Source organism: Ferrimonas sediminum (assembly GCF_900100175.1).
GTDB lineage: Bacteria > Pseudomonadota > Gammaproteobacteria > Enterobacterales > Shewanellaceae > Ferrimonas > Ferrimonas sediminum.
In genome coordinates, this window is sequence record NZ_FNEM01000006.1 from 81,576 (window position 1) to 105,590 (window position 24,015).

At 57.7% G+C, this 24,015-nt stretch carries 22 protein-coding genes and 1 tRNA gene; 16 read left to right on the plus strand and 7 right to left on the minus strand.

All coding sequences use genetic code 11. The features are described 5' to 3' along the window. Positions 1–81: 81 nt before the first annotated feature. The 10 genes from BLT77_RS09255 (at position 82) to BLT77_RS09300 (ending at position 11,717) form a co-directional block, all read left to right on the plus strand. Positions 82–462: a hypothetical protein gene (locus tag BLT77_RS09255; protein ID WP_090364993.1), complete on the plus strand. Its 381-nt coding sequence runs from the start codon at positions 82–84 to the stop codon at positions 460–462. Next, a complete protein-coding gene (locus BLT77_RS09260) occupies positions 452–1,897 on the plus strand; it encodes a GumC family protein (RefSeq protein ID WP_090364994.1) in 1,446 nt (481 codons plus the stop codon). Before BLT77_RS09255 ends, BLT77_RS09260 begins: the two co-directional genes overlap by 11 nt. 35 nt (positions 1,898–1,932) lie before the next feature. Then, positions 1,933–2,985 (plus strand): glycosyltransferase, encoded by a 1,053-nt coding sequence (locus BLT77_RS09265; RefSeq protein ID WP_176819253.1) that lies wholly within the window; start codon positions 1,933–1,935, stop codon positions 2,983–2,985. After that, entirely contained in the window at positions 2,976–4,742 is a 1,767-nt protein-coding gene (locus BLT77_RS09270) for a sugar transferase (RefSeq protein WP_090364996.1), read from the plus strand. The genes BLT77_RS09265 and BLT77_RS09270 overlap by 10 nt, the downstream gene beginning before the upstream one ends. Positions 4,743–4,913: 171 nt before the next feature. Beyond that, a complete protein-coding gene (locus BLT77_RS09275) occupies positions 4,914–5,228 on the plus strand; it encodes an STAS domain-containing protein (protein WP_090364997.1) in 315 nt (104 codons plus the stop codon). Further along, positions 5,225–6,067, plus strand: a complete 843-nt coding sequence (locus tag BLT77_RS09280) for an OmpA family protein (RefSeq protein ID WP_090364998.1) — start codon at positions 5,225–5,227, stop codon at positions 6,065–6,067. Before BLT77_RS09275 ends, BLT77_RS09280 begins: the two co-directional genes overlap by 4 nt. Before the next feature lie 2 nt (positions 6,068–6,069). Continuing rightward, positions 6,070–8,160 carry an SLBB domain-containing protein gene (locus tag BLT77_RS09285; RefSeq protein ID WP_425431729.1) on the plus strand — a complete coding sequence of 697 codons (2,091 nt, stop codon included), beginning with the start codon at positions 6,070–6,072 and terminating at the stop codon, positions 8,158–8,160. Next, on the plus strand, positions 8,157–8,816 hold the full coding sequence (locus BLT77_RS09290) for a hypothetical protein (RefSeq protein WP_090365000.1): 660 nt from the start codon (positions 8,157–8,159) through the stop codon (positions 8,814–8,816). The genes BLT77_RS09285 and BLT77_RS09290 overlap by 4 nt, the downstream gene beginning before the upstream one ends. Then, on the plus strand, positions 8,813–10,327 hold the full coding sequence (locus BLT77_RS09295; RefSeq protein WP_090365001.1) for a SpoIIE family protein phosphatase: 1,515 nt from the start codon (positions 8,813–8,815) through the stop codon (positions 10,325–10,327). The genes BLT77_RS09290 and BLT77_RS09295 overlap by 4 nt, the downstream gene beginning before the upstream one ends. Next, positions 10,293–11,717 carry a sigma-54-dependent transcriptional regulator gene (locus tag BLT77_RS09300; protein ID WP_090365002.1) on the plus strand — a complete coding sequence of 475 codons (1,425 nt, stop codon included), beginning with the start codon at positions 10,293–10,295 and terminating at the stop codon, positions 11,715–11,717. The genes BLT77_RS09295 and BLT77_RS09300 overlap by 35 nt, the downstream gene beginning before the upstream one ends. Here BLT77_RS09300 and BLT77_RS09305 read toward each other — a convergent pair. Beyond that, on the minus strand, positions 11,668–12,726 hold the full coding sequence (locus BLT77_RS09305) for a glycosyltransferase (protein ID WP_176819254.1): 1,059 nt from the start codon (positions 12,724–12,726) through the stop codon (positions 11,668–11,670). The genes BLT77_RS09300 and BLT77_RS09305 overlap by 50 nt on opposite strands. Before the next feature lie 118 nt (positions 12,727–12,844). Between BLT77_RS09305 and BLT77_RS09310 the strand changes: the two genes are divergently transcribed. Next, on the plus strand, positions 12,845–13,195 hold the full coding sequence (locus tag BLT77_RS09310; protein WP_176819255.1) for an Hpt domain-containing protein: 351 nt from the start codon (positions 12,845–12,847) through the stop codon (positions 13,193–13,195). Here BLT77_RS09310 and BLT77_RS09315 read toward each other — a convergent pair. Next, entirely contained in the window at positions 13,187–14,044 is an 858-nt protein-coding gene (locus BLT77_RS09315; RefSeq protein ID WP_176819256.1) for a gluconeogenesis factor YvcK family protein, read from the minus strand. The two genes, BLT77_RS09310 and BLT77_RS09315, sit on opposite strands and share 9 nt — an antisense overlap. 150 nt (positions 14,045–14,194) lie before the next feature. Between BLT77_RS09315 and BLT77_RS09320 the strand changes: the two genes are divergently transcribed. After that, a tRNA-Cys gene (locus BLT77_RS09320) sits at positions 14,195–14,268 on the plus strand. A gap of 509 nt (positions 14,269–14,777) precedes the next feature. Here the strand turns inward: BLT77_RS09320 and BLT77_RS09325 are convergent. Further along, on the minus strand, positions 14,778–15,293 hold the full coding sequence (locus BLT77_RS09325; RefSeq protein ID WP_090365005.1) for a hypothetical protein: 516 nt from the start codon (positions 15,291–15,293) through the stop codon (positions 14,778–14,780). Beyond that, positions 15,286–15,999 carry a winged helix-turn-helix domain-containing protein gene (locus BLT77_RS09330; RefSeq protein WP_176819257.1) on the minus strand — a complete coding sequence of 238 codons (714 nt, stop codon included), beginning with the start codon at positions 15,997–15,999 and terminating at the stop codon, positions 15,286–15,288. Before BLT77_RS09330 ends, BLT77_RS09325 begins: the two co-directional genes overlap by 8 nt. Positions 16,000–16,469: 470 nt before the next feature. Between BLT77_RS09330 and BLT77_RS09335 the strand changes: the two genes are divergently transcribed. From BLT77_RS09335 to torR, 3 genes are all read left to right on the plus strand, one after another. Further along, complete coding sequence (locus tag BLT77_RS09335) at positions 16,470–17,300, plus strand: cytochrome c3 family protein (RefSeq protein ID WP_245709909.1); 831 nt, start codon at positions 16,470–16,472, stop codon at positions 17,298–17,300. A gap of 26 nt (positions 17,301–17,326) precedes the next feature. Further along, positions 17,327–17,845 (plus strand): hypothetical protein, encoded by a 519-nt coding sequence (locus tag BLT77_RS09340; protein ID WP_090365007.1) that lies wholly within the window; start codon positions 17,327–17,329, stop codon positions 17,843–17,845. A 159-nt stretch (positions 17,846–18,004) separates the two neighbouring features. Then, the gene (gene torR, locus BLT77_RS09345; protein WP_090365008.1) at positions 18,005–18,733 is read left to right on the plus strand and encodes a two-component system response regulator TorR; all 729 of its coding nucleotides are present in this window, start codon (positions 18,005–18,007) and stop codon (positions 18,731–18,733) included. On the opposite strand, the gene torT is transcribed toward torR, so the two are convergent. Continuing rightward, positions 18,703–19,677 carry a TMAO reductase system periplasmic protein TorT gene (torT, locus tag BLT77_RS09350; protein ID WP_176819258.1) on the minus strand — a complete coding sequence of 325 codons (975 nt, stop codon included), beginning with the start codon at positions 19,675–19,677 and terminating at the stop codon, positions 18,703–18,705. The genes torR and torT overlap by 31 nt on opposite strands. A gap of 77 nt (positions 19,678–19,754) precedes the next feature. On the opposite strand from torT, the gene torS reads away from it, so the two are divergent. Beyond that, positions 19,755–22,571 (plus strand): TMAO reductase system sensor histidine kinase/response regulator TorS, encoded by a 2,817-nt coding sequence (torS, locus tag BLT77_RS09355; RefSeq protein WP_176819259.1) that lies wholly within the window; start codon positions 19,755–19,757, stop codon positions 22,569–22,571. An 86-nt stretch (positions 22,572–22,657) separates the two neighbouring features. On the opposite strand, the gene BLT77_RS09360 is transcribed toward torS, so the two are convergent. Together BLT77_RS09360 and BLT77_RS09365 are read right to left on the minus strand one after the other, a co-directional pair. Next, complete coding sequence (locus BLT77_RS09360; RefSeq protein WP_090365011.1) at positions 22,658–23,308, minus strand: TorD/DmsD family molecular chaperone; 651 nt, start codon at positions 23,306–23,308, stop codon at positions 22,658–22,660. A 69-nt stretch (positions 23,309–23,377) separates the two neighbouring features. Then, positions 23,378–24,013: a DMSO/selenate family reductase complex B subunit gene (locus tag BLT77_RS09365; protein ID WP_090365012.1), complete on the minus strand. Its 636-nt coding sequence runs from the start codon at positions 24,011–24,013 to the stop codon at positions 23,378–23,380. Positions 24,014–24,015 lie beyond the last annotated feature (2 nt).

Genomic DNA, 24,015 nt, shown 5'->3' on the forward strand with positions numbered 1-24,015 from the left:
AAATTAGCCGCTTTAAATTGTGGCGCAACTCCTGCAGAGACTCTGTCAACAAACTAGGAGCAATCGATGCGGAGGTAAGCCGTGAAACTGTTTATGGCGATGGTAATGCTGCTGGCCTTGGCCGGTTGCAGCTCGACTCCGAACGCCAAATCTAAGGTGCTGTCGACAGCCAGGCAACAGGACCCTCAACTCATTCGAGTGGTGTGGTTGGGGCAACCGGGTCTGGTTGCCTTGTTGCAGCAGAAAATGACACCGTTGCTGTTCCGTTCTCCCGGATTGAAGGTAGAGATTGGCCCGGTCGATGATGCGCCTGAATGGGCGGCAGCCTACCAGGCCCAGAACCGTCTGGAGATGGTGATTGAGTCTCTGCGAACACTTGGGTATCAGGGACAGATTCAGGGACGCTATCTGCCCGACAGCCGCGACGGAGAGGTTGTGTTAAGGATGGCGTATGGCGGCTGAGTGGGCCTATTTCTACCTGTATCGATTCTTGTGTCATTGCTGGCACTGGCGCTACCTGATCGTGATTCCGGCTTTGGTCGTGGCGATGGCGATGGCCGGTCTGTCGGCTTTCAGCCGTACCCAATATCGAAGTTCGACGTCGCTGCTGCTGCAGGAGTCGGCACTGGCGAACCCGTTTCTTAAGGATCTGTCGGTAGAGGTCAAACTGAAAGAGCGCATCGCCGGCCTCAACGCCTTGCTTCACTCCCGTTACGTCATGGCCGAAGTGGCCCAGGGTACCGGGCTGGTGACCGAGACCACATCGGCGGCTACACAGGAGCTGATTCAGCAGCGGCTGTCGCAGGCCACCCAGATGGAGCTGGTGGGCGATGCGCTGGTCAGGCTGTCGCTGGTATGGCCGGATGCTGCTGAAGCCCGGCAGCTGTTGCAAGCGATCAGTGAGAGTTTTCAAAAACGCCTGATGGCGCCCGGGCAGCGTGCGGTAGAGAACTCCGAAATCTTCCTTAAGACCCAGTTGCAGCGTCAGGAGCAGGCGTTGGCTGAAGTGGAAACCGAACTGGCCGCCTTTAAGCAGAAGCATGCCAACCTGTTGCCGGATCTGCTGGGAGCCACCAATTTGGCGTTGCTGGAAGCGGAGACTCAGATCCGTACCAAGCGTATCGAGCTTGAAGGGGCCCAGGCCAGGCTGTCCGGCCTCAGAACTCAACTCAGTACCGCCAACCCCATCGTCGGGGAGATTGAAAAACAGATTGTCCGAACCCGGGCTCAGTTGGCGATGCTCAAAAGCCGGTACACCAGTCGTCATTCCAAGGTACGGGGCGTGGAAGCCCGAATCCGCCAACTGCAGCAGGAGAAGCAGAAGCTGATGAGCGCTACAGCGGTGGATACCGAGCAACACCTGGATGAACTGTGGCAGTTGGCCACCTCGTTTGAGCCGAATCAGGCTGATAGCAGTGAGCCGAGATTGTTGGTGTCCCAGTTGCAGCAGTTGCAGGAGTCCAGTAATCGGGTGGCGACGCTCAAGGGGGAGCTGGAGGTAGTCAAAAAGCACAAGCAATTAATATTGGATCGAATGGGGCAAAGTGCCGATGTTGAGCGGGAGTTGATGGAGCTGGAGCGTCTGGCCGAAGGCCGGAGGCTGCTGTATCAGGAGCTACTGACCCGTTATGAAAAGGCACAGGTCACCGGTCAGCTGGGCCGGTTTGAAGCGCCGGATAAGGTTCGGGTGATCGATCAGCCGAACCTGCCCAAGCGATCCATCAACCGGCCCTGGTGGTTAAACGGGTTGCTGGGTCTGCTTGGCGGTATTGGATTCGGACTGGCCATTGTCACGGCCAGTATGCTGCTGGATCGGCGGGTGTACCACAAACAGCAAGTGATGCAGCTGGGGTTGGGGCCGGTGCTGGTGAACTCGTCGTCAACAGGAGGGCTGTAATGTCGAAACCGGTATTAGTCCAATTAGTACAGAATATGAGGGTTGGTGGGCTTGAAACCATGGTGATGACCCTGGGGGAACAGTTGGAGCGGGATTACCAGGTTCATTACCTGTCACTGGAGGGCGACAAGGCGCAACTTGTCACCAACTGGCCGGTGCTGAACCGCTTGCCGCGTTTTGACGCCCTGTCCAAGCCCCAGGGGGTATCCCTGTCCACGGTGGCGTCCTTAAGGCAGTGGATGCGTCGCCACCGGGTTCAGTACCTGCATACGCACCACGTGGGGCCGCTGCTCTACGGTGGCGCCGCCAGTATGGGGTTGGGGATCACTCATGTTCACACTCACCACGATGGTTGGAGCTTGTCTCTACCCAGGGTCAGGACGATCACCCGTTCGGCGCTGCGGCTGTTTGCCCCCATCAGTGTTGCCGATGCTCCCCTGGTGGCGGATCAGTTCCGCCAGGCCGGATGTCGCATTGATTGCGTGATCAACAACGGCATCGCCATGGGCCGTTTTACTCCGGGCAATGTTCAACAGGCGCGGCGCCAGTTTGGCTTGCCACTGGAGTTGGATCTGGTCGGTACCGTCTGTCGCCTGGAGAAGGTAAAGCGGGTGGATCGTCTGGTGCGTGCCTTGGTGGCGTTGCCGGAGCGAGTCCACCTGGTGGTGGCGGGAGAGGGCAGTGAGCACTGTGCCCTGGAGCAGTTGGCCTGTCAGCTTGGGGTGCAGAAACGGTGTCATTTTCTCGGCAGGGTGGACGATGTGCACCGCCTCTACCGGGCGTTGAATCTCTTTTGCCTGGTCAGCGATAATGAAGGCGCCCCCATGACATTGCTGGAAGCGCAGGCATGTGGTGTCCCAGTTGTCGCGCCTGATACCGGTAACTGTCGCCAAATGGTATGTACCAATTTGGGTCATGTGGTTGCTGCGAATGCCCAGTCAGAGGTGATCGAAGGCATTGACCGAATGCTGCAGAGCCGCGGACGCCACGCCGCCCAGCTACGGCAGTTCGTCAGTCAAACCGGCAGTGACCGGGTCATGGCCAATCGCTACCACTCGCTGTTTCAAAGGGAGGCACCATGTTGCTGATGATGCTGTTTACGCTACTGACGTTGCTGCTGGCAACGCACCTGCTGTTGTACCCGGCCTGGATGGGATGGCTGGCCCGCCGTGTACCCCTGCAAGAACCCCCGGGTCGACAAACGGGACAGCAACCGGCGGACCTGACTGTGGTGATTCCCTGTTTCAACGAGGCCCGGGAACTGGCGTTTAAACTGGACAACCTGTTGCAGCAGCACTATCCCTCTGACCGATGGCGGATTGAGCTGATTCTTGATGGTTGTACCGACGCCAGCGCCGAGGTGGCCGCCGGATTTGAACGCCGTTTTAAGCAGCAGGGGATCGAGTTTACCCTTCACAACCACGGCAGCAATCGCGGCAAGATCCATCGCCTGAATCAGCACCTGCAGCGATTGAAGCAGCAGCGACAATTGGTGGTGTTGTCCGATTGTTCCGCCCTGCTGGCCCATGATGCTCTGTCCCGTATCAGCCGGGCATTTATGGATGATCGGCTCGGCGCCTTGTGTGGACGCTACGTTCATGGCACCGACAGTCGGTTGGCCGGTCACTGGGCCAGGCTCAATCGAAACAGGCAGGGGGAGGCGATGCTGGGAGCGGTCATGGGGGCCACCGGGGCGCTGATGGCATTGAGGCTGGCTCTGATTCAACCGTTGCCACCAGGGTGCGTCAACGACGATTTTGAGTTGGTGATGCAGGTACTGAGGCGAGGCTATCGGTCTGACTTTGAACCGCAGTTGCGGGCGGTGGATATTGCCCCCAGAGCCAATGAGAACCTATTTGGCCAACGGGCCAGAATCGCCGCCGGAAACCTGGCCCAGTTGCCGTCGTTGCTGAGCACGCTGCCTTCGCTCTGTTTCGCCGCCAGGGTTGCGGCCATTGCCGGAAAAGGGCTGAGGGCAGTGCTGCCGCTGCTGTTGCCACTGTGGCTGATAGCGGGTCTGGGTGGAGCACTGTTGCTGTCTCAGAGTGTCGGCGTGGCGTCACTGCTGGCCGTGAGTGGCGTATTGGCTATCGCCTATGCCAGCCTGCGTCCCAAGAGCCGAGTCGGCAACTTGTTTCGCGCCGTGGCCGGGGCCTGCACCGGTGCATGGTGTCAGCTGGTTGGCGTGCGAGTGGGTTGGCGACAACGCCCCCATGAAGATTTTCAGCCAGTGGGTGTCAAGCGGGTCAAGCGCGGTATCGACCTGCTGGTGTCGGTGCTGGCGCTGATACTGGTGTTGCCCCTGTTTCCGCTGATCGCCCTGGCGATTAAGCTGGATTCTCCTGGCAGTGTGCTTTATCGGCAGATGCGGGTCGGTGCCCGCTACAGTGACCGCTCAGAGCTGTTTTACGTTACCAAGTTTCGGTCGATGACCAGTGATGCCGAGCAAGCCGGTGCGCGCTGGGCCAAGCCCGGTGACGCTCGGGTGACCCGGGTCGGGCGGCTATTGCGAGCCAGCCGCCTGGATGAGCTGCCGCAACTGTTTCAGGTGCTTAAAGGGGAGATGTCCATCGTTGGTCCGCGGCCAGAGCGACCGCAGTTTTGTGGCATTCTGGAGCGGCAATTGCCGTATTACCTGGAACGCACCTATGAACTTCGCCCCGGCCTGACCGGGCTGGCTCAGGTAAATCAATCCGGTGACACCAGCATCGATGATGTGAAAAATAAGCTGCTGTTTGATCACGCCTATGCCGCCAGTCTCGGCGGGCTTAAGAGCTACCTGGCCATGGAGGCGCAGATCCTGATGCGCACCCTATGGGTGGTGGTTTCCGCCAAAGGCCACTAGGCCTGTCGGGGTTCCTGTTCTGCGAACTTTCCGTTGCAGAATGGGAATTCCCCTCTTCAAAAAATTTATCTAACTGTATTTATTGATAATTTAATATTGGCACTGCTGTTGCAACGGTTGCGTATAGGAGAGGCATAAGCCCTTCTCTGAACCGAGTAACGGGAGTGAACTATGGCGATTCATCTCAACGACAGTCTTAACCCAAAAACGGTCATGGCACCGGTGCAGTTTGATATCGACAGCGTTGCTGGTATTAAAGAGCAGTTCGAAGAGCTGTTACAGGAACCCAACCAACTGGTGGTCATCGACCTGAAAGCCACCGAATTCATCGACTCCTCCGGCATTGGCGCCATCATCTTTTTGTTTAAGAGGCTAAAGCGCCAGCAGCGGGTGCTGCAACTGGCGGACGTGCATGGTCAGCCGAAACGGATACTGACCATGCTGAAGGTGGATAAGGCGATTGCATTCACCGGGGAACAGTCATGAAGAAACGAGTGAGCATCACCTTGATGCTGCTCCTGGCCGGCTGCGCGCAATGGCCTGAAGAGGGGCAGGGACAGATGGCAGCCGAGGGCACCCCCTGGGACAGTTACCTGCTATCTCCTGCCTTTCTGCAGGAGCATCAGGCGTTGAGGCAGCGGGTGGTAGAAGCCCAGATCGGTCTGGAGCTGCTTCGACTTCGCGGTACCGTTGCCTGCCTGCCCGAGCGCCAGTATCAGGCTGAACAGCGTCTGGGACAGATTCGTGGTGAAGTGGCAGAGGGGTTGTATGCCGACGCCAGCGAGCAGTTGTTGATTCTTGAAGATCAGATTCACCGCCTCGGTGTGCGACTGAATTTCATTACTCAGCATATGGGGTGTCGTGGTGTCGAGCAGGGCGTCGTTACTGCCGGCGGAGTGAATGTTAATGAGGTGGCGCCGGGGTTGTTGCAATCCGAGCAGTTTGCCCTGGATAGGGATGAGTTGCTGCCGGAGTTTCAGCTTCGGCTGCGGCAAATGGCGCAAATGCTTCGGGATAATCCACGCTGGGTGCTGACGGTGACCGGGCATACCGATGACCAGGGCGATGACCAGCACAATCAGGCGCTGGCACTGGCGCGGGCCAATGCGGTGTCCGATCATCTGCAAGCCGATGGCGTCCCTCAGGTGCAGTTACGGGTGGTGGCAGCCGGTTCCAGCATGCCCTTGGCCCCGAATACCAACCGCAGCGGTCGTCTGGCGAATCGGCGTGTGAGTTTTGAGCTGCTGGCTCTGCCGTCCGAGACGGCGTCGTCTCCCGCCCCCCTGACTCTGAGTCAGTGGCCAGAGTCGTTTCGGAGGGAGTGATGATGACCCGTCTGCTGATGATCCTGATACTGCTGTTGCCGACATTGAGCGTGGCCAAGGACAGTGACCGATTGCTGCAACCGGGCGATGCGGTGGTGATTATCATGCCGGGCGAGTCTGCATTCGATCAGCCATTTTCTCTGGATAAGCAGGGGAAGATTCGTTTGCCGGAAGTGGGCAAGATCAACCTTAGGGGCAAGACTCTGGATCAGGCGCGCAGTGCCATTCAGTTGGCGTTGTCGACGGTGTACCTCAACCTGGATCAGTTTGACATCGAGCTGAGTCAGCGCCAGTTACTGATTCGGGTGCTGGGTTATGTCCAGGCGCCCGGAGAGGTGCTGCTGCCCGCCGACGGCAATGTGCAGATGGCGATACAGGCGGCCGGTGGCCTTCGCCCGGGGGCTCAGCTGGATAAGTTACAGGTACGTCGGGGAGCACAGCGGCTCAGTTTTGACTACAAGGCCTATCTGGACAGTGGCGATGCCGAGCTGTTGCCTCGACTGCAAACTGAAGATGAGTTGTTTGTTCCGGCGTCGCCGCTGACCGGCAACGTCGAGGTCAATTTTGATGCCCGTTCGCTGATCGCCGGTGGCGATGGCGGCGGTGATGCCGATTCCATCACTCTGTTCGGCGAGGTTCGCAACCCGGGCAGTTTTGTCCTCAAGGGGGAAATGAGCCTTGTCGATGCGCTGATGCGGGCCGAAGGGGTGACCCGGTATGCCGACGTTAGCCACATTCGGGTGATCAGTGACAATGTGCCCTACCTGTTTGACCTCAAAACCTACCTTGATGAGGGGACTGCGGAGATGCTGCCGCCCATCGGTGCCGGAACCCTGATCTATGTCCCGATTCAGGTGGACGTGGTCTCCAACACCCAGCGTACGGTCTACGTTATGGGGGAAGTTCAGGCGCCGGGCGCTTACGAAACTGGCGACAACGTGACCTTCTTGGATTTGCTGGCCAATGCCGGCGGCCCGACCCGCTTTGCGGAGACCCGCAACATTCGGTTGTTGCGTCAGGACCAGTCGGTGGTGGAGGTGAACCTGCTGTCTTACACCGAGAACCGGGCCAACGGCCGGTTGCCCCCCATTGAACCCGGCGATGTGATTTTCGTACCGGAAAAAACCGACGTCAATGAGAAGTCCTGGCTGAAAATCCCGTCGGACAAGGCGATCAAGATCATCGGTGCCATGAATCGGCCCGGGCGCTACGAATGGGACGAGAGCATGACGTTTCTCGACCTGTTTGCCCATGCCGGCGGCCCCTTGCAGCATGCCAACCTGGCGGAGATCGAGATCATTAAAGACAATGGCAATAAGCGTCTATTTGATTTGGACAAGTTCATTAAGCAAGGGGGCGAGTACGCGTCTCTGCCCACCCTGGTATCCGGCGACACCGTGGTGGTTAACGAGTTGCCATGGGATCCCACCGACAACAAGTCAACCTGGGTGCGTCAGAGTCCGGAAAGCTCGATCTACGTCTTCGGCCAGGTGGAGTCTCCGGGACGTTATGCGTTCAACGACCAGCTTGGTTTTTTGGACATACTGGCAGCCGCCGATGGCCCTACCGATGAGGCGGATCTCGGCCAGATTCGGATTACTCATCGAAATGGCGCTACGAGCCGGGTGACCCAACTGAACCTGGCCCGCTATTTTGAAACCGGCGATGAAAGCGTATTGCCCAAGGTGCTGCCCGGCGACACCATCTTCCTGCCGCAGCGGGAGCGGCAGTGGCTGGAAAAACCCTCGGAGCAGGTGGTGCGACTGATGGGGGCGGTGCGCAAGCCCGGGCGTTACAGCTTTGATAACTCGATGAACCTGCTGGATTTGCTGGCAGAGGCCGGGGGACCGTCGGATAACGCTTACATCGAAAAGATCATCGTGGTACAGCACAGTTGCTGCGATCCCCAGGCCCGGGTGTTTGATCTGCAGGCTTTTGTCACCGATCCGGATTACGCTCGCATCCCGTTGGTGAGACCCGGCGATACCGTTTATGTGCCCAACGAGGATCAATCCAACTGGCGCATCTTCATTGACGGTGTCCGCGACGCCCTGAGCATTGTGGCACTGTTTGCACTGGGAGCAGCGATATGAATGATATCGGCAAACAGGCGTTTTCCTCTCTGGCCACCCTGATCGCCTGTCAGGGCGTTAACCAGGTGGCCATCGTCTGCGCCGGTCAGGCGCACTCCACGAGAGCGGCGGCGTCGCAGCTATGTCGCCAGCTGAGTCGGTGCCAGCACCACAGCCTGATGGTCGATATGGGAAGCGAGGTGACGTCTGACGCCAACACCTGCCTTAGTCTCGATGACATCTCAAGTCACACCCTGATTGCGGAAGATCAGGTGTTTGACCAGTTATCGTTGGCTTTGGAAGGCGGCGACCGTTTGAATGCACAAAGTGTGGCCCAGGCACTGCTTCGCTGGCAGCAGTGCTATCGTTGTGTGGTGTTTAGCTGCGATTACTACGCCGGCGCGGATGCCATCAGTGCCCAGGTCGGGTGTCGCCATGTCGTGCTGATGGTCGCGGCTGGCCAGACCACCGATTCCGAGCTGCAGGCGTTCTCCCTGGAGATGTCTCATTACGGCCTGACGGTGCTGGCGGTGGTGATGGACAACCGCTTTATGCCCAGGCTGGGGCAGTCGCTGGCGTCCTCCATTATGGCCCGTCGGCATCGCCTACCGGGTTGGTGTGACCGCCTTGCCAATTGGTTGTCTCGTACCGCTTACTGCAATGGAGAGTGGAGATGAAGGCGTTAATGTTGAAACTGGATGTGACCCCGACCAACGCGGGCGTTCGCCAGGCCAGGATAGCGCTGGGGGAAGGGATGCGGAGCCTGGGATTGGCAGAATGGGTGACCGATCCGGTGTTAACGGCGCTGTCGGAGTACTTGGCTAACCTGTTGGGGCACACCCGCTGCCCTCCGAGCGTCGTGCAAATTAACCTGTACCGGCGGCCCGGTGCACTGTATGTGGTGCAGATCAAGGACAATGGCTCGCCGTTTATGGCTCTGAATAAACGCCTGAGAGAGGCGATGAACCAGCCTTTGGCGTTTGCGGAATCGGCCATGGGGCTGGGGTTGATCAGTCATTGTGTTCCCGGGGCCCATTACCGCTGGCATCACGAGGCGAATCTGTTTGAACTGCCGTTTCATGACCGGCCGACCGCCGCCAATATTCTGGTTATCGATGATGATCGCAGCCAACTGGCGGTCATCAATGCCTGGCTGTCGCCCCGGTATCGAGTGATCAGTTGCACCAGCGTCAGTCAAGCCCAGCGCTGGCTGGATCAGGAGCCGATTGATCTGGTACTGAGCGATCTGCACATGCCTGACAGGGATGGGCTGGCTTTGCGTCATTGGTTGTCGACACGGCCGGAGCGGGCGGCATTGCCCTTTTTGGCCATGAGCAGTGATGCGGATGGCGAGCGCATGGCCGAGCTGGCATCGTGTGGCATCGATGAGGTATTAACCAAGCCCTTGTCCGGCAGGCGCCTACAACAGAGCATCGAGCGGGCGCTGATCCGTCACCGACAACTACGGCAGATAAGCGAAGATCGACTCGCCCGGCAGTTGACCCAGCCCCTGAGTCCCAGTTGCCCGGCCAATACCGCGGCGTTATCGTTTTGCCTGAGGCATCAGCCAAAGACCCTCGGGGGAGGCGATCTGCTGATTGATCAGCACCAGACGGATGGGACTCGTATGCTGTTGTTGGTGGACAGCCAGGGTCACGGGGTCAGTGCCAAACTCATTGCCCATACCACCTGTGGTTTGATTCACTCCATGTTGTCTCAGCACCCCTGGCGGCCCGGGGCGTTGTTGGCACGGTTGTCCGATGCGCTGGAGTGCTGTGCCCACGTGCCTGATGCCGCGGCGACGGCGCTAGTCTGCCTGATTGAAACCGACGGCTCACTGGCTCTGGCGGCGGCCGGCCATCCGCCGCCGCGCCTCCTGGGGCCGGGAATTAACCAGGATCTGCAGGTGGAAGGACCCTTGTTAGGACTGGCAAAAAATCAGGAATATCAGGAATTTTCATATAGGTTTGACGACAATTCTCGTTTGCTTTTCTACACTGACGGTTGGCAGGAGAGGTTTTTAACGTTTCCTGAGATTGGATTTCAGGAAGACCCTGAAACGATGATCGAGGTGTTATGGCGTAAGGGCGAGGGCGCCTTTATGGATGATGCCACACTGCTGCTGGTCGGACTGGCAAAGAGGGAGCTTCACGATGGCCAACCCCATTCAACGCGTGTTATTGATTGAAGATACCGAATCACTGGCGAAGGTGTATAAGGCGTATTTGAGAGACAGTGCCGTGGTGGTGGAACACGTGACCACCTTCGCGGATGCCAAGGTCAAATTGGCGAACCAACTGCCATCGCTGGTGTTGCTGGATCTGAACCTGCCGGACCACGATGGCATCGACATTCTGCGCATGCTTCACAACAGCGGCTGCACGGTTCCCGTCATTGTGATTACCGCCCACGGTTCGGTAGAGACCGCCGTCGAAGCGATGCGACTGGGGGCGTATGATTTCGTCAGTAAGCCAGTGGAAGCCAGACGCTTGCAGGTCACCGTCAACAATGCCCTCAGCTTTTACGCCCTTAACCGCCTGGTGGATAAGTACGAAACCCAGCATACGCGGGCCGGTTTTCATGGCTTTGTGGGGGCCAGCACGCCGATGCAGGCGGTGTACCAGATGATAGAGCGCAGTGCCGACAGTCGGGCCACGGTGTTTGTGCTTGGCGAGAGCGGGACTGGCAAAGAGGTGTGCGCCGAAGCCCTGCATCAGGCCGGCAGTCGCCAGGGGCAGGCGTTTGTACCGTTGAACTGTGCGGCCATTCCCAAAGAGTTAGTGGAAAGCGAGTTGTTTGGTCACATCAAAGGGGCCTTTACCGGTGCCCAGAAAGACCGCCAGGGCTGTATTCAGGCTGCCGACAAGGGCACGCTGTTTCTGGATGAGATCTGCGAAATGGAGCTGGACCTGCAGGCCAAACTGTTGCGCTGTCTGCAGTCCGGCAAGGTTCAACCTGTGGGCAGTGACACGCTGATCGATGTGGATGTGCGGATCATCTGTGCCAGTAACCGTGACCCCTGGAAAGAGGTCGAGGCGGGACGGTTTCGGGAGGATCTCTATTACCGGCTGCACGTGGTGCCGATTACGCTTCCGCCCCTTCGGCGTCGCGGTGATGATGTGCTGCTGCTGGCGAAACGTTTTTTGCAGCAGTATGGCAGTGAAGAGGGCAAACGCTTCGTTGGTTTCAGTCGCCAGGCGGAGTGGACTCTGAGCAAATTTGGCTGGCCGGGCAATGTGCGGCAGTTGCAGAATGTGATGCGGCAACTGGCGGTGATCCACCCCGGAGGTAAAGTGGCGCAAGAAGACTTACCTGCGCCGCTGAGTCAGGTGGTCTGCGAGCCGCCCCGGGACACGCCGGCCCAGTTTCAATGGAGTCAGCCGGGCAGTGATTCAAGCACGCCGCCGCCGGCGCCTGTCGAGGAGGCCGGCGCTCCGCAGTCATTGGCCGACATTGAGCGTCAGGCCATCGAAGATGCCATCACCCGCTGCGAGGGCAACATTACTCAGGCTGCAAGCCTGCTGGAGGTTAGCCCTTCAACCATCTATCGAAAAATGCAGGTCTGGCAGCAGGCGTGAATTGTCCTGCTTGTCGATAGAGAGAGAGGTAGGTGGCCAGGGTGGCCTGACCATTCCACTCCCTCTCCACCCGGGCCCGGGCCTGTTGGCCTAAGTGTTGGCGCTGCTGATGGTTGAGAGTGGCAAAATGCTCGATGGCTTCGATCATCGCCCTATGGTTTCCGGCGTCGATCAGCGCACCTACCTGATGGTTCACCAACTGCGTCAGATCGCCGACGTCATAGGCGATGATGGGCAGTTCAGCGGCCATGGCTTCCAGGGCGGCCAGAGGTAAGCCTTCAAACCGGGATGGCATCACCAGCAGATCCAGGTTGGCCAGATGCCGGCCGATGTCGTGCACATGGCCATGGTCGATGATGGCGTTGCCGTCGATGTGTCCGGACAGTGGCCCCTGGCCAAAACTGTGCCATTGATACTGGGGTAACTGCTGGCTGAGGCGACAGAAGCGATCGAAGCCCTTGTCCCGGCAATAGCGGCCGATGAAGCCCACCCTAAGGCACGAGCTTGGGGTTCGGGCTTCGGTGGCGGCCAGCGAGACGAAATTTCGAATGACCGGGCAAGGTCCGGGGACACGCTCGGCGATGGCCCGGGATACGGCCACATTGAGACTGAAGCGGGCGCTGCCTTTATCCAGCCGGTTGTACCAGGCCAACCGGCCCTGGCCCGGCTCACCGGCATGAAAGGTGGCCACGGGCCGGGTTCCGCTCAAGCGGCAGGCCAGCCGCGTCAGTACGTTGGCCTTGTAGCCGTGGCTGTGGAGTACAGAATGGTGGGACAGGGCGGCCAACTGGCGCAGTTTACTCAGCCAACTGCCCTTGAGCTCGATAAAGGGGATTTTTTGCAACTTGAGTTGCGTTTTGAAACTAGACTCTGAATACGCCGATAACAGCACCAGTTGGCAGGGCACCCGTTGTTGATGCAGACGCTGGTAGAGCAGGCACAGATGGGCTTCGATACCGCCGAAGTGGCGGCCGTCTATTACCAGTTTTACTGCGAGGGTAGGGGTCATAAGGGTCTCCCATTCGGCCGCGATGAGACAATATGCCAATTCGTCAGCGGTCATGAAAAGCGGGTCATGGCACAGAGGTTGCAAAGTTAATGCCAGTGACATTCAACAAGGAGAGGTTATGGCGAAAATTCTCAATGAGCGTTGCATCGACGCCCTGGCCAGTGACGCCGGATACGATCTGCTTGAAGAGCTGATCACGGTGTTTATTGATGAGATGACCCATCGAGAGGCACAGGTAAAACAGGCCAGTTTGTTGCAGCAATATAAGGATCTGGCCCACAGCATTAAAGGCTCGGCCATGACCTTTGGCGCCGAGGCGTTGGCTGAAATTGCCAAAGAGGTGGAGTCCGGAGCCAGAGGCGGCAGCCGCGAGGTGAGCGAACAGGTGCCAGTCTTGTTGCAGTGTTTGGCTCAGACCCGCAGCCGCTATCAGGGTTATCTGGAACAGCTGCGTTCGTCGTCAGCGTAAGCACAGCTCCTGCAGTGCTTTCCCCAGTCGAATGGGACAGTGGTAGCGTTGCTGGTTGGCCAGCAGTGGCCGGTGCCAGTGGTTGGGTTGGTCAAAGGCATCTGTGCTGTGGCTGAGCAGATGATCAATCTGCACCCCGGTAAGGGCTTCAAATACCTGTTTCTGCCCCTCGGGTGACAGGCTGCCGACACAGCCATTTTCCGCCGCTAAGTTGCTGATGAGTGTGGTGCGTGCCCGACTGCGGTTGATGGCGAGCTGTATCTCTTCAACCAGACAGGGCGGGGCAAGGCTGGTAAGCAAACTGCCCGGGCCAATCAGAATCTGTTCCGCTTGCATCAGTGCGTCCACCGCGGCCAAAGGGGCTTCAACACCGGGGTGCAGGCTCAGGCCTGTCGGCAGACTTGAAGCGTCATCCACCGTGGTTTCCCCTATCAGTTGCTGTCCGTCCGGGAACTGGGCCAGCAGTTGTGTCGGCTGATCGGACATCGGTAGCAGAGTTTGTTTGACGTCCATTAACCGGCACAGCACCTCGATGGCATCGCTGGGTCGAATGCATAGGTTGTCCAGCGCCAGTAGCATCAGGTTACCCAGATTATGGCCATCCAGATCCGACTCATGATCGAAGCGATAGTCCAGTAGCAGTTTGCCCAGGTGGTCATCGGCAACCAGATTGCTGAGGCAGTTGCGAATGTCTCCATAGGCGATGCCCCCAAAGGTTTGCCTCAGCTTACCGGTGGAGCCGCCGTTGTCGGTGGTGGCGATGATGGCCGTCAGGTCATGGGGGTAGGGTGCCATGGCCCGCAGAACCCGGCTTAAGCCATGCCCCCCTCCGATTGCGACAATTTTCATGAATCCTCTGTCTGTTTGTCCATCGCATTCCGTTGAATAATGACTCATTATTGCGTGACTTCAAAATAAATGCGTCAAAACCTGCGTGGTTACTTGAACCCGGCAGCGGCATTTGCTTTAATTCGCAGCGTTCACAAACCACTGAACACTGGCGCGTTGGCAGAGTGGCTATGCAGCGGATTGCAAATCCGTGGACCTCGGTTCGACTCCGGGACGCGCCTCCATATTTAAGCAGAAACGGCAACCCTGAATAGGGTTGCCGTTTTTCGTTTGGACTCGCAACCCTGGCTGAGGCGGACGGGCAATCCGTGGACCCCAATTCGTGATCCCCAATCGACTCCGGGACGCGCCTCCATATTTCGACGAACGGCGACTCTAAATAGGGTCGCCGTTTTTCGTTTGGGCTCGATATGGCAACCGGCTACCGTCTCATTAGAGTCGACGGGCATTGGTGAGGGGAAAGCCCGGAGTTTTGTCGTCGGCCTAGATGGCCAACGCCTGTTCCGGGTCTACACTTACCAGTCCCTGTCGCAAGCGGGGCGCCGATTCATCGGTTGATATCGGCGAGCGAGGTTTAGCATGGAGGCTCGGCATGAAAGTCATTCACTTTTTTCGTTTCTATCTGTTCTCATTCGCAATTTTGTTGTTGTTCCTGATGATAATGCCCTCTCAGGGGTGGGCTTAGGAACCAGGATTTAAGTGGCCCGTAAAGGCCACTTTTTTTGTCGCCGGATCAGTCTACCAAACGGCAACCGCAGACGGCGTTAGAGGGTTGGAAAAACACCGCTGCGTAACCCGCCTCGTCGTTGCGTTCCAGCAACCGTAATGTCAGGTTATGGGAACCCACGTTAGCCAGGTTGCTCTTGGCAAATGAGTTCAGATACTGCATATGGGGCACCGGAGCGGCGTCCGCCTGATAGTACTCGGTATTAACTTCGTCGATGGCCATTTCGAAGATGTTCTGCTTCAAAGAGCCATCCACGATCTGGCCGGTCATCGAGATGCGGGAGTGAGCTTGACCATCGTGACCAAAATACCGGTAACTGATGCTGGCCTGATCCTGCTTAAGGACAAAGTCAGCAATTAAGTAGTGCCTGGCGTCCTGGGGGCCGTTGCGATCATAGAGTTCATTGCGACAGTTCAGGGTCAGATCGGCGTCCATGCTGTCGCTGTAGCGGTTGCTTACCAGTACGGCCACCAGCAACAGCAGGACAAACAGATTGATCATCCGAAAATAGAATTTATTCACAAATGGATACCTGCTTTAGCCATTGAGGGGTGATGAACTCCGGATCGGCTCGAAAATCGCTGATCTTCATGTTTCGAATATCACTGTCTTCGCCATCGCCAAACAGGGTCACGTTCAGCATCTGCTGGTCGTGGGACAGGGCCAGCTTTATTTTCTTCCACGGCGAGTAGACGCAATGCCCGAGGTGCTGGGTCAGGTAGTCCGCATACACCTGCATCATCTTTATATTGGATTGCGCGCTGGTGACGATCTCCACCTCCATCTGCTGATTAAATTCATTTCTGACCTCAATCACCTCGGTGGAAAGTGGCGGAGCCTGGTAGCTGTGACTGAAGGACTGCACCATCACAGGCACCGATACTAAGAGTACCGCCAGTACGCTGAGGATCTGCATGGTGCGAACCAGCTTGGGCGACAGTTTACTGTGGGCTGGGGAACTTACCGGGGTGTCATTCAGGTTGGCAACAAATTGATACCCCTCCTTGGGTACCGTGTGGATGCAGTTGGCGGCAGGTTCGCCCAGCGTGTGCCTCAGGGTAAAGATCGCCTTTACCACCGCCGACTCGCTGATCACCGGAGCCTCCTCATCGCCGCAACTCAAACGGTACTTACTCAAGGTGACCCCTTGATGTTCTGTCAGTTGCGTCAGTACCAGCAGTTCACTGCGGGTCAGAGTCTTTGTCTCACCGGTTTCCTGATGCTGCAAACAGCCGCATTCAGGTAAAAATTTAAATTTTCCCAATAACATAAAGGGTTTCTTATACTCTTGTAATGGCAAGTACATTGTAAAAACTTAATGTAACAAGGACAGTGATCCGTGCCAACTTCTGCTCCGGAAAATTGGCGCGTTATCGAAACCGTTAACGGGGTCAATAAAGGCCGATTTCCCACCGATTGTGAGCCTGCTCCCACAGATTCCCATTATTACCGCAGTGGTAATCGCTATTAATGGGGAATATCCAGATGCAATCTCTTCTCTTGGCGCCCAGGGTCGACACTTCTGCTGTTGGGGTGTCTTTTTCTTATTTAGCATTTGTAATATTAGCATTTTCTAAATGCCGCAGATTACCGCGACCTTGGTCACATTACCATGGCGGTGGGATGTCTAGCATTGATATCGAAGCTACTGAGATGGCTACAACCGTTTAAACCTACTATGAGGTAATGATGATGAGTATGGACCGTAGAAACGCACTGAAAAACATTATTGGTATCACCACCTGCGCTGCTGGCGCCACCCTGGTACCTTCCTTTGCTGCCCAAGCCGAAGGCGAAGCCTGGAGCCTGACTCCAGCTGACCTGGGTACCCTGGCCTACGCCGAGCTTGACCCAATGGCAGTAGCGAAGATCGCTTATGATGCCGACGTACGTAATAAAGGCTGCATGTACCAGGTGTTCCATGCCCTGATCACTGCGCTGGCCGCTTCTGAAAGCCCAGATAAAGCCAAGTTCGCCGCCATCCCTACTGCGCTGTCTGTATACGGCAGTGGCGGTATCTTCAGCCAGGGCACCATCTGTGGTAACAACAACGCCGCCGGCATGTTCTTCAAGCTGATCAGCGTTAACGGCGCGTCTGCCGCGCCTCTGCTGACCAATGTTTCTGCTTACTATGAGCAGACTGCACTGCCTATCAACACCGCTGAGTTCCTGGCTGGTGTTGCTGACCCTGATGATGAAGTTGCCCTGACTCCTGAAGTATTTGCTGAGAAAGTGGGTGAGCCTACCGTTGCTCACAGCCTGCTGTGCCACGCCTCTCTGACTCGCTGGGCCGACGCCAATGACATGACCATCAAGCAGAAGGGCATGCGTTGTCAGCTGCTGTCTGCTTCTATGGCTTACCAGATTGCCGTCATCCTGAACACCGCGTTGGCTGAAGGTGACCTGAGCGTCTTCCCAGGTAAGACTGCCGAGACTACTTCCTGTGGCAGCTGCCATGACACTGCTGGCACCATGGGTGCGTCCGTAATGTCTGGCATGGAGTGTGATACCTGCCACGGTAACGACTAATTGCTGCAAGCGATAGGAGAATATTTATGAAACGCACATTAATCGCTTTGCTGCTCGCAAACCTGGCCCTGGTGGGCTGTGGTAGCGACGATGACAACAACGACGTTGATCCAGGTCCTGGCCCAGGCCCAGAACCGGTTGAGACTGTGGATATCGCAGAAGCGACCTCCATTGCCATCGGCGACGTTGTCTTCAATGGCGAAACTGGCGCGGTAACCTTTGCTCTGGCAACAGAGGAAGAGGTGGCCATCAGTGGACTGACCGATGCCAAGCTGGTTTACATCGGTTTGCCTGAGCCAAAAGTCAGAAGCCACATGGCCGGCACTCTGAAGATGACCCTGCCAGTTCACGAGCAGCAGCAGTTTGTCTGTGAGGGTGAAGCTTGTAACTTTGCTCTTGTTGAAAGTGAAGCCGCACCTGGCAGCTATACGCTGACCCCTGACAACTTCGGTTGGGAAGGCACCCCGGTTACCATCAAGGCGGCATTGTCCGTTGGTAACGAAACGATTACAGCAAAGACTGATTTGGCTGAAATCGTCCAATAATAATCATCATTGTTAGACTCGTTAGCCGGCGCTTGCGCCGGCTTTTTTGTGTCTGCTGCAAAAACGGCCAATTCGTGGATTTACGGCGTGGGTCACTTGCAAGGGGCGGTCGCTTTAAGCAAAATCGAGGTTTGTTTATCAATAGAAGCGGTCTCGAGTATGGGTCATGTTGGTCAGCGAATCCTGGTGGTGGAAGACGACCCGGTAACCCAACTGCGACACAGCGGCTACTTTCAACAAGCCGGCTATGAGGTGGAAGTGGCCTCAACCGCAGCCGAAATGCGGCAACAGATGCGGCTGCAGTCGTTTGATCTGATTTTGCTGGACGTCAACCTTCCCGACGAAGATGGCATGATGTTGACCCGGCAACTGCGCAGTGAATCCGATATTGGCATTATTCTGGTTACCGGTCGCTGCGACTCGGTAGACAAAATTGTCGGCCTGGAGATGGGGGCAGACGACTACGTCACCAAACCGGTAGAGATGCGTGAGCTGCTGGTGCGGGTAAAAAACCTGTTTTGGCGTATCGGTTTGGCGGCCACGGCCAGTGAACCGATGCCAACTCCGGCTGGAGCCGATGCTCTAAGCTTTGCCGGCTGGTCGTTTCAGCCTGCCAGTCGCCAGTTGTGGCGCGGGGATCATCAGGTCAAACTGACCCGCGCCGAGTTTGAGCTGTTGGCCGCTTTTGTCCAGCACCCGCAACAGGTGCTGGCCCGAGAGCGCCTGCTGGCGCTGATTTCCCATCGGGTCGATGCGCCCAATGACCGCACCGTGGATGTGCTGGTTCGGCGACTGCGGGCGAAAATGGAGAAACCGGAAGGGTACCCGACACTGTTTGTGACGGTGCACGGTGAGGGTTATCTGTTTGGCTCTGCGGTGACTTCGTAGACGGCTCTGAACTGGGGATCGGACAGGCTGTCGTCGATCAGTTCCCGACCGTTATCCTGGGTCAGGCTCAGGATCTCTGGACCGGACAGGGCTGCCAGGGGCTGGTTGCCGGCGACGCGTAGGGCGGCATCCACCGCCAATCTTCCCTGTAGCCGCATCTGGTCGCTGTTGGCCATCAACACCCTGTTCCTCATCAGTCCGCGGTAGACCGCATGGGTCAGGTAGGAGCTGATGATTTGGGTGGTGTCGCTCAGACCGGCACTGCGCAGTTCGTTGATGGCCACTTCCGCAGACACCGCTCCGCCAATAATAAGCTGCGGGGCCGGGTGGTCGGCCAGGTAATCGGTCAACAGCTGCCGCTGAACTGCAACGCTGTTGCCGCCATACAGGGTGGCGACAATGTTCAGCTTGCCCGGCTGCAGGTGATCCAGCAGCCCCTGTTTCAGAAACTGGTTACCACCGCGTCCTTCAGGCCCCGGCATCAACAGAGTCTCTAAAGGTGCTCCGGTGGCCAGATTTTGATTGATATAGCGAGCCAGATTTTGGCCCATTTCATACCAGGAAACGCCGATGGTGGCGATGACACTGTCGGGCTCGACGGCGTTGACCACCGCCAGAGTCGGAGTGTGACCAAGCTGTGAGTGGATGGCGGGATCCAGGCGGTAGCTGACGCTGCCCAGCAGTACCACGTCGGCGCCCCATCGCTGGCATTTCTGATACTGGCTGACCTGAACCGCTTGATTGCGGTAGCCGCCGGCCTCCATCACCTTGAGTGTGACCCCTTGAAGTTTGGCCTGTTCGGCCATTCCCTGGTTGACGCTCAGCCAGTACGAGTCTTTAAGGTGTGGGTAGAGCGCGCACACTTTCAGTGGCTTAGCCTGAACAATCGGGCTGGATAACAGTAAAAACGGGATCAACACCAAGGCTCGGACAGGGGATTGCACCGGCAGTAACCTAATTTCGAGTACACTGTAGTGAGTGTATCAGATATTCGTGGTTAGCTTTGATCTCCCATCGATTTTTGCCAAAGACCTCACTGGCCAGCAAACTGCTGGTGGCGTTCCTGTTTGTGGCCTCGCTGTCTGCCTTTTCCGCCTTTGTCGGTTGGATGAGCCTGTCACAATTGAAAGACCGTCATGATGGCCTGGCCCAGCGGGCGGTGCCGATCCTTAACCTGTCACGCAGCATTGCCGAACAAGGGGGGCGGATCGTGCTGTCCGGCCAGTTTCTGTCCCAGGTGCAGTCCGCAAAAGAGTTGGGCCGGGTTAACCAGGCTCTGGATCGCGACCTTGAGGCCCTGGCCAGTCAGCTGGCGCAACTGGAGCAACTCAAGGGGGGGCCGGAGAATCGAAGCGCTTTTTTGGGGGGGGATGAGATTCGGCGGATCCTCGACCAACTGGTGGAGGTGGTGGGTGAGCGCATCGAGTTGAATCGTCGTTTCCAGCGCGAATTTGCCCGGGTCAATCAGCTGGCCCTGGATGTGGCCAACCTGGTGGACTCCCAGTTGGCGAATGCGCAAACCGCCATCGTGGCCCGCAGTCTGGCCCTGTATCAGCCCCGCGGCGAGCTGGCTCGGGAGGTGGACGATCTGGTTGAGGTTGACCTGCTGCAACTGCGGCGGATGAATGAGCTGAAGTACAACCTGGTGCGGTTGCGACAGCAGTTGGTGCTGCTGCCCCAGACCGCGGATCCCATCGCCCTGGATGCCATCGAACGACGGTTTAAAGAGTTGCTGAGCTATCTGCCGCTGATGGTGGGCGAGGTGCAGGATCCCGAACGCCGGCAGGAGATGACCGGCTTGCTGAACCAGGTGGCCGGCGGTCGAGAACTTTACAGCATGCGCCGGCAGCAGTTGCTGTTTGAAGATCGTACGGTGCTGCTCAATGCCGACATCGAGAATGAGTTTGACCAGCTCAATACTCGCATGGATCAGCTGCTTAACCGTGCCAACCTGGCCATCAATAGCGCCTCGTCCCAGGCGGACGATGCCTACCGGTTGTCGCGGGTCATGTTGGTGGTTATCGGACTGATGGCGCTGTTTATCGGCCTGTTGGTGGTGTGGAAGGTGGTCCTCAAAGACGTGGTGTATCGCATCAACTACTACACCGACGCGCTGTTGCGCCTCAGTCAGGGAGAGCTGGATATTCAGGTGAGCCGTCAGGGCCAGGATGAGCTGAGCCGGCTGGCTGGCGCCATCGAAACCTTTAAAGACACCGCTCGGGCCAAGGGCAAGGCGGAAGAGGAACTGCGTCAGCAGCATCGGGTACTGGAACAAACGGTATCCGAGCGAACCGTGGAGCTGTCGCTGGTCAACCAAAAACTCAGTGACCAGCTTAAGGTTGCTGCCAGGGCCCGTCGTCAGGCGGAGGAAGCCAGCCGGGCGAAAACCACCTTCCTGGCCACCATCAGTCACGAGATTCGCACGCCGATGAACGGCATCCTCGGCACTGCCGAGCTGCTGGACCAGCATAACCTGACCGCCGAACAGCAGCAGCAACTGGCGGTGATTCGGCGGTCAGGTGAGTCCCTGCTGGAGGTGATCAATGACGTGCTGGATTACTCCAAAATTGAAGCTGGCCACCTGGAGCTGTGCATAAAACCCATGGCACTGGACGAGCTGGTACGGGAGGTGGCCGCCACTCTGTCGATGAACGCCGAAGAGAAGGGCATTGAGTTGCGGGTGCAGCTGGATTCCGCGCTGGCAGAAGGCTACCTGTGCGATCGCAGTAAACTGCGGCAGATTCTGGTTAACCTCATCAGCAACGCGATTAAATTCACCGAACAGGGGCAGGTGACCGTTACGGTCGAGACCCTGGGACGGGATCAAGACAACGACCGGTTACGGATAATGGTGGCCGATACCGGCATCGGCATTGAGGCCGATCGCCAGGGGATCATCTTCCAGCCATTCAGACAGGCCAGCCACCAGCACACGCCGGGAGGCACCGGGCTGGGGCTGTCCATCAGTAAGCGGATTGCCGAACTGATGCGGGGGCGACTGACCGTCGACAGTGAGCCGGGTCGGGGCAGCACCTTTACCTTTGAACTGACCCTGCCCCGTTGTGCTTTGCCGGTGGCGGACAGCCAGGTGCCGGTGCCAGTGGCGCCGTTGACCCTGCTGGTGGTGGAGGACAACCCAACCAACCAACTGGTGATTGCCGGTTACCTGCAGAAACTGAACCTGGTCTATCGCATGGCCGACAGCGGCAAGCAGGCGATGCAGCTGTGCCAACAGGGGCCGTTCGACGTGGCTTTGGTGGACATCAATCTGCCGGATACCGATGGCAGCGAACTGCAGCAGCACTTGCGGGAGGTTCATCAACGCCGGTTTGACCGGGTGCTGCCCTGTATCGCCATGTCGGCCCATGTGTTCAGTGAACAGGTAGACCGTTTTCTGGGCGCCGGATTTGATGCGTTCCTGCCCAAACCATTGCGGCTGGCAGCGCTGAGCCAGCTATTGGCCGGTTATGGTGCTGAAGTCGACTCGTCAGAAGCTGAGCCGACGTCCGTAGCGCCCGAGTCGGATCACTGTCTCGACAGCCATCAGTTGCAGCAGGACCTTGGTGTGCTGGGTATCGAGGTGATCAGCACCATGATTCAGCGGTTTGAGGAGGATACTCAGGCGCTGTTACAGCAACTGGGGCAGGGGGCCGATTGGCAATCCGGCTTGCACCGCCTAAAAGGTGGCGCCGGTTCACTGGGGCTGATGGCCCTGGCCCGCTGGTGTGGTCGTTACGAGCAGGCACCGGAACAGCGTAGCCGGTTGATGCCGCAACTGAGGCAGCAGGTGGAGACCGGTCTGCAGTCCTTAAAGGTGTGGTTGCAGCAACAGTCGTAGAGGTGGCGGGACGGGAAGTAAGGGGGCGAACCGGCGGTGATGATGAGGCCGCCGGCCCGCTGCAGAGAAACGTGAGAGGATGCGGTTTACTGAAACAGTTGCAGGGACAATGGCGTAACCGCCAGGTCTTCGCGCAGCCCTTTCAACAGGCTGCCGGTTAACAGGGCGATGGCCCGATAGTAGTCGCTGTCAGCCTGTTCAAACATCAATGTGCAAAATCGCAGGCCCCAGGGCAGCAGGTGCTGGCCCAAAAAGTCCGACAGGACCTTGAGGGCGATGCCATTTTGCTGCTTGATCTCATCCCCCAATAACCCGGATACCACCGAGAGCATCAGGCCGATGTGATCCACCGGCTCCCTGCTTTGAGTGGAGACCAGAATGCCGTGATGCTGCAAAAAGGCCGCCAGCGCCTCGGTCGATGGTCCGCACAGCAACCGCTTTTCATGCAGGTAGGGCGAGCCCCACGGAATCGCAGCCAGTTCGCCCGGGCCGATGAACAGGCGGGTGTAATCCCGCTTGAGGATCGGAAGCAGAGTCTCATTGTCCTCTGCCAATGCGGGTTTCAGTAGCGCCAGCGCATCACGGCGACTGCGGGCTTCGCCCGTGGTTGGCCAGGTGTCCGATACCTGGTTGTCGCGGAACTGATCCAGCAAAAATTCACTGGGCTCAAAGTACAGTGCGTGGTACAGCACGTTCGCCTGGGCCTGGTAGTACGCCAGTTGGTCGGAATTGAGCATCACAGTCACTCTCTTTGTGTGGGTTTTTGGAACAGGGGAGCGAGGCTCCCCTCCTTGGGGCGGTACGTCTTACACCTCGGCTGAATTTAATACTTCGCCTTCGCTGCTGCCACTGGGGCGAGTCAGTCGGTTTGGCGTGATCAGCAGATTCGGAGTAGTGACATTACTGGATGGCATGGGCGCAAAGTTCGGGGCCAGGGCTCCGGGGTATTTGGCTTTCAGATCCTCCATGGGACCGAAGTCCAGGGCGCGCATTGGACAGGACTCGACACAGCTGGGCTGGCGGCCATCCTTGATGCGGTCGAAACAGCCGTCGCACTTGGTCATTACACCCTTGGCGCTGTCGATTTGTGGTGCGTCGTAGGGGCAGGCGCGGGCACAGCTCTCACAGCCGATGCAGATGGTCGCGTCGACCATCACCAGGCCATCTTCGCGACGCTTATGCATGGCACCAGTAGGACACGCCTTGGTACACACCGGCTCGGAGCAGTGGTTACAGCCCAGAGAGGTGTAGTAGGCGAACACATTCTGGCTGACGGTGCCGTCGGCGGCTTCGTTCCAGATGCCCCCACCGTACTCATATACGCGGCGCCAGTTCACGCCTACCGGCAGGTCGGAACGGTCTTTACAGGCGATCTGACAGGTTTTGCAACCGGTGCACTTGCTGGTGTCGACGTGAAAGCCGTATTGAACATTAGTACTCATTG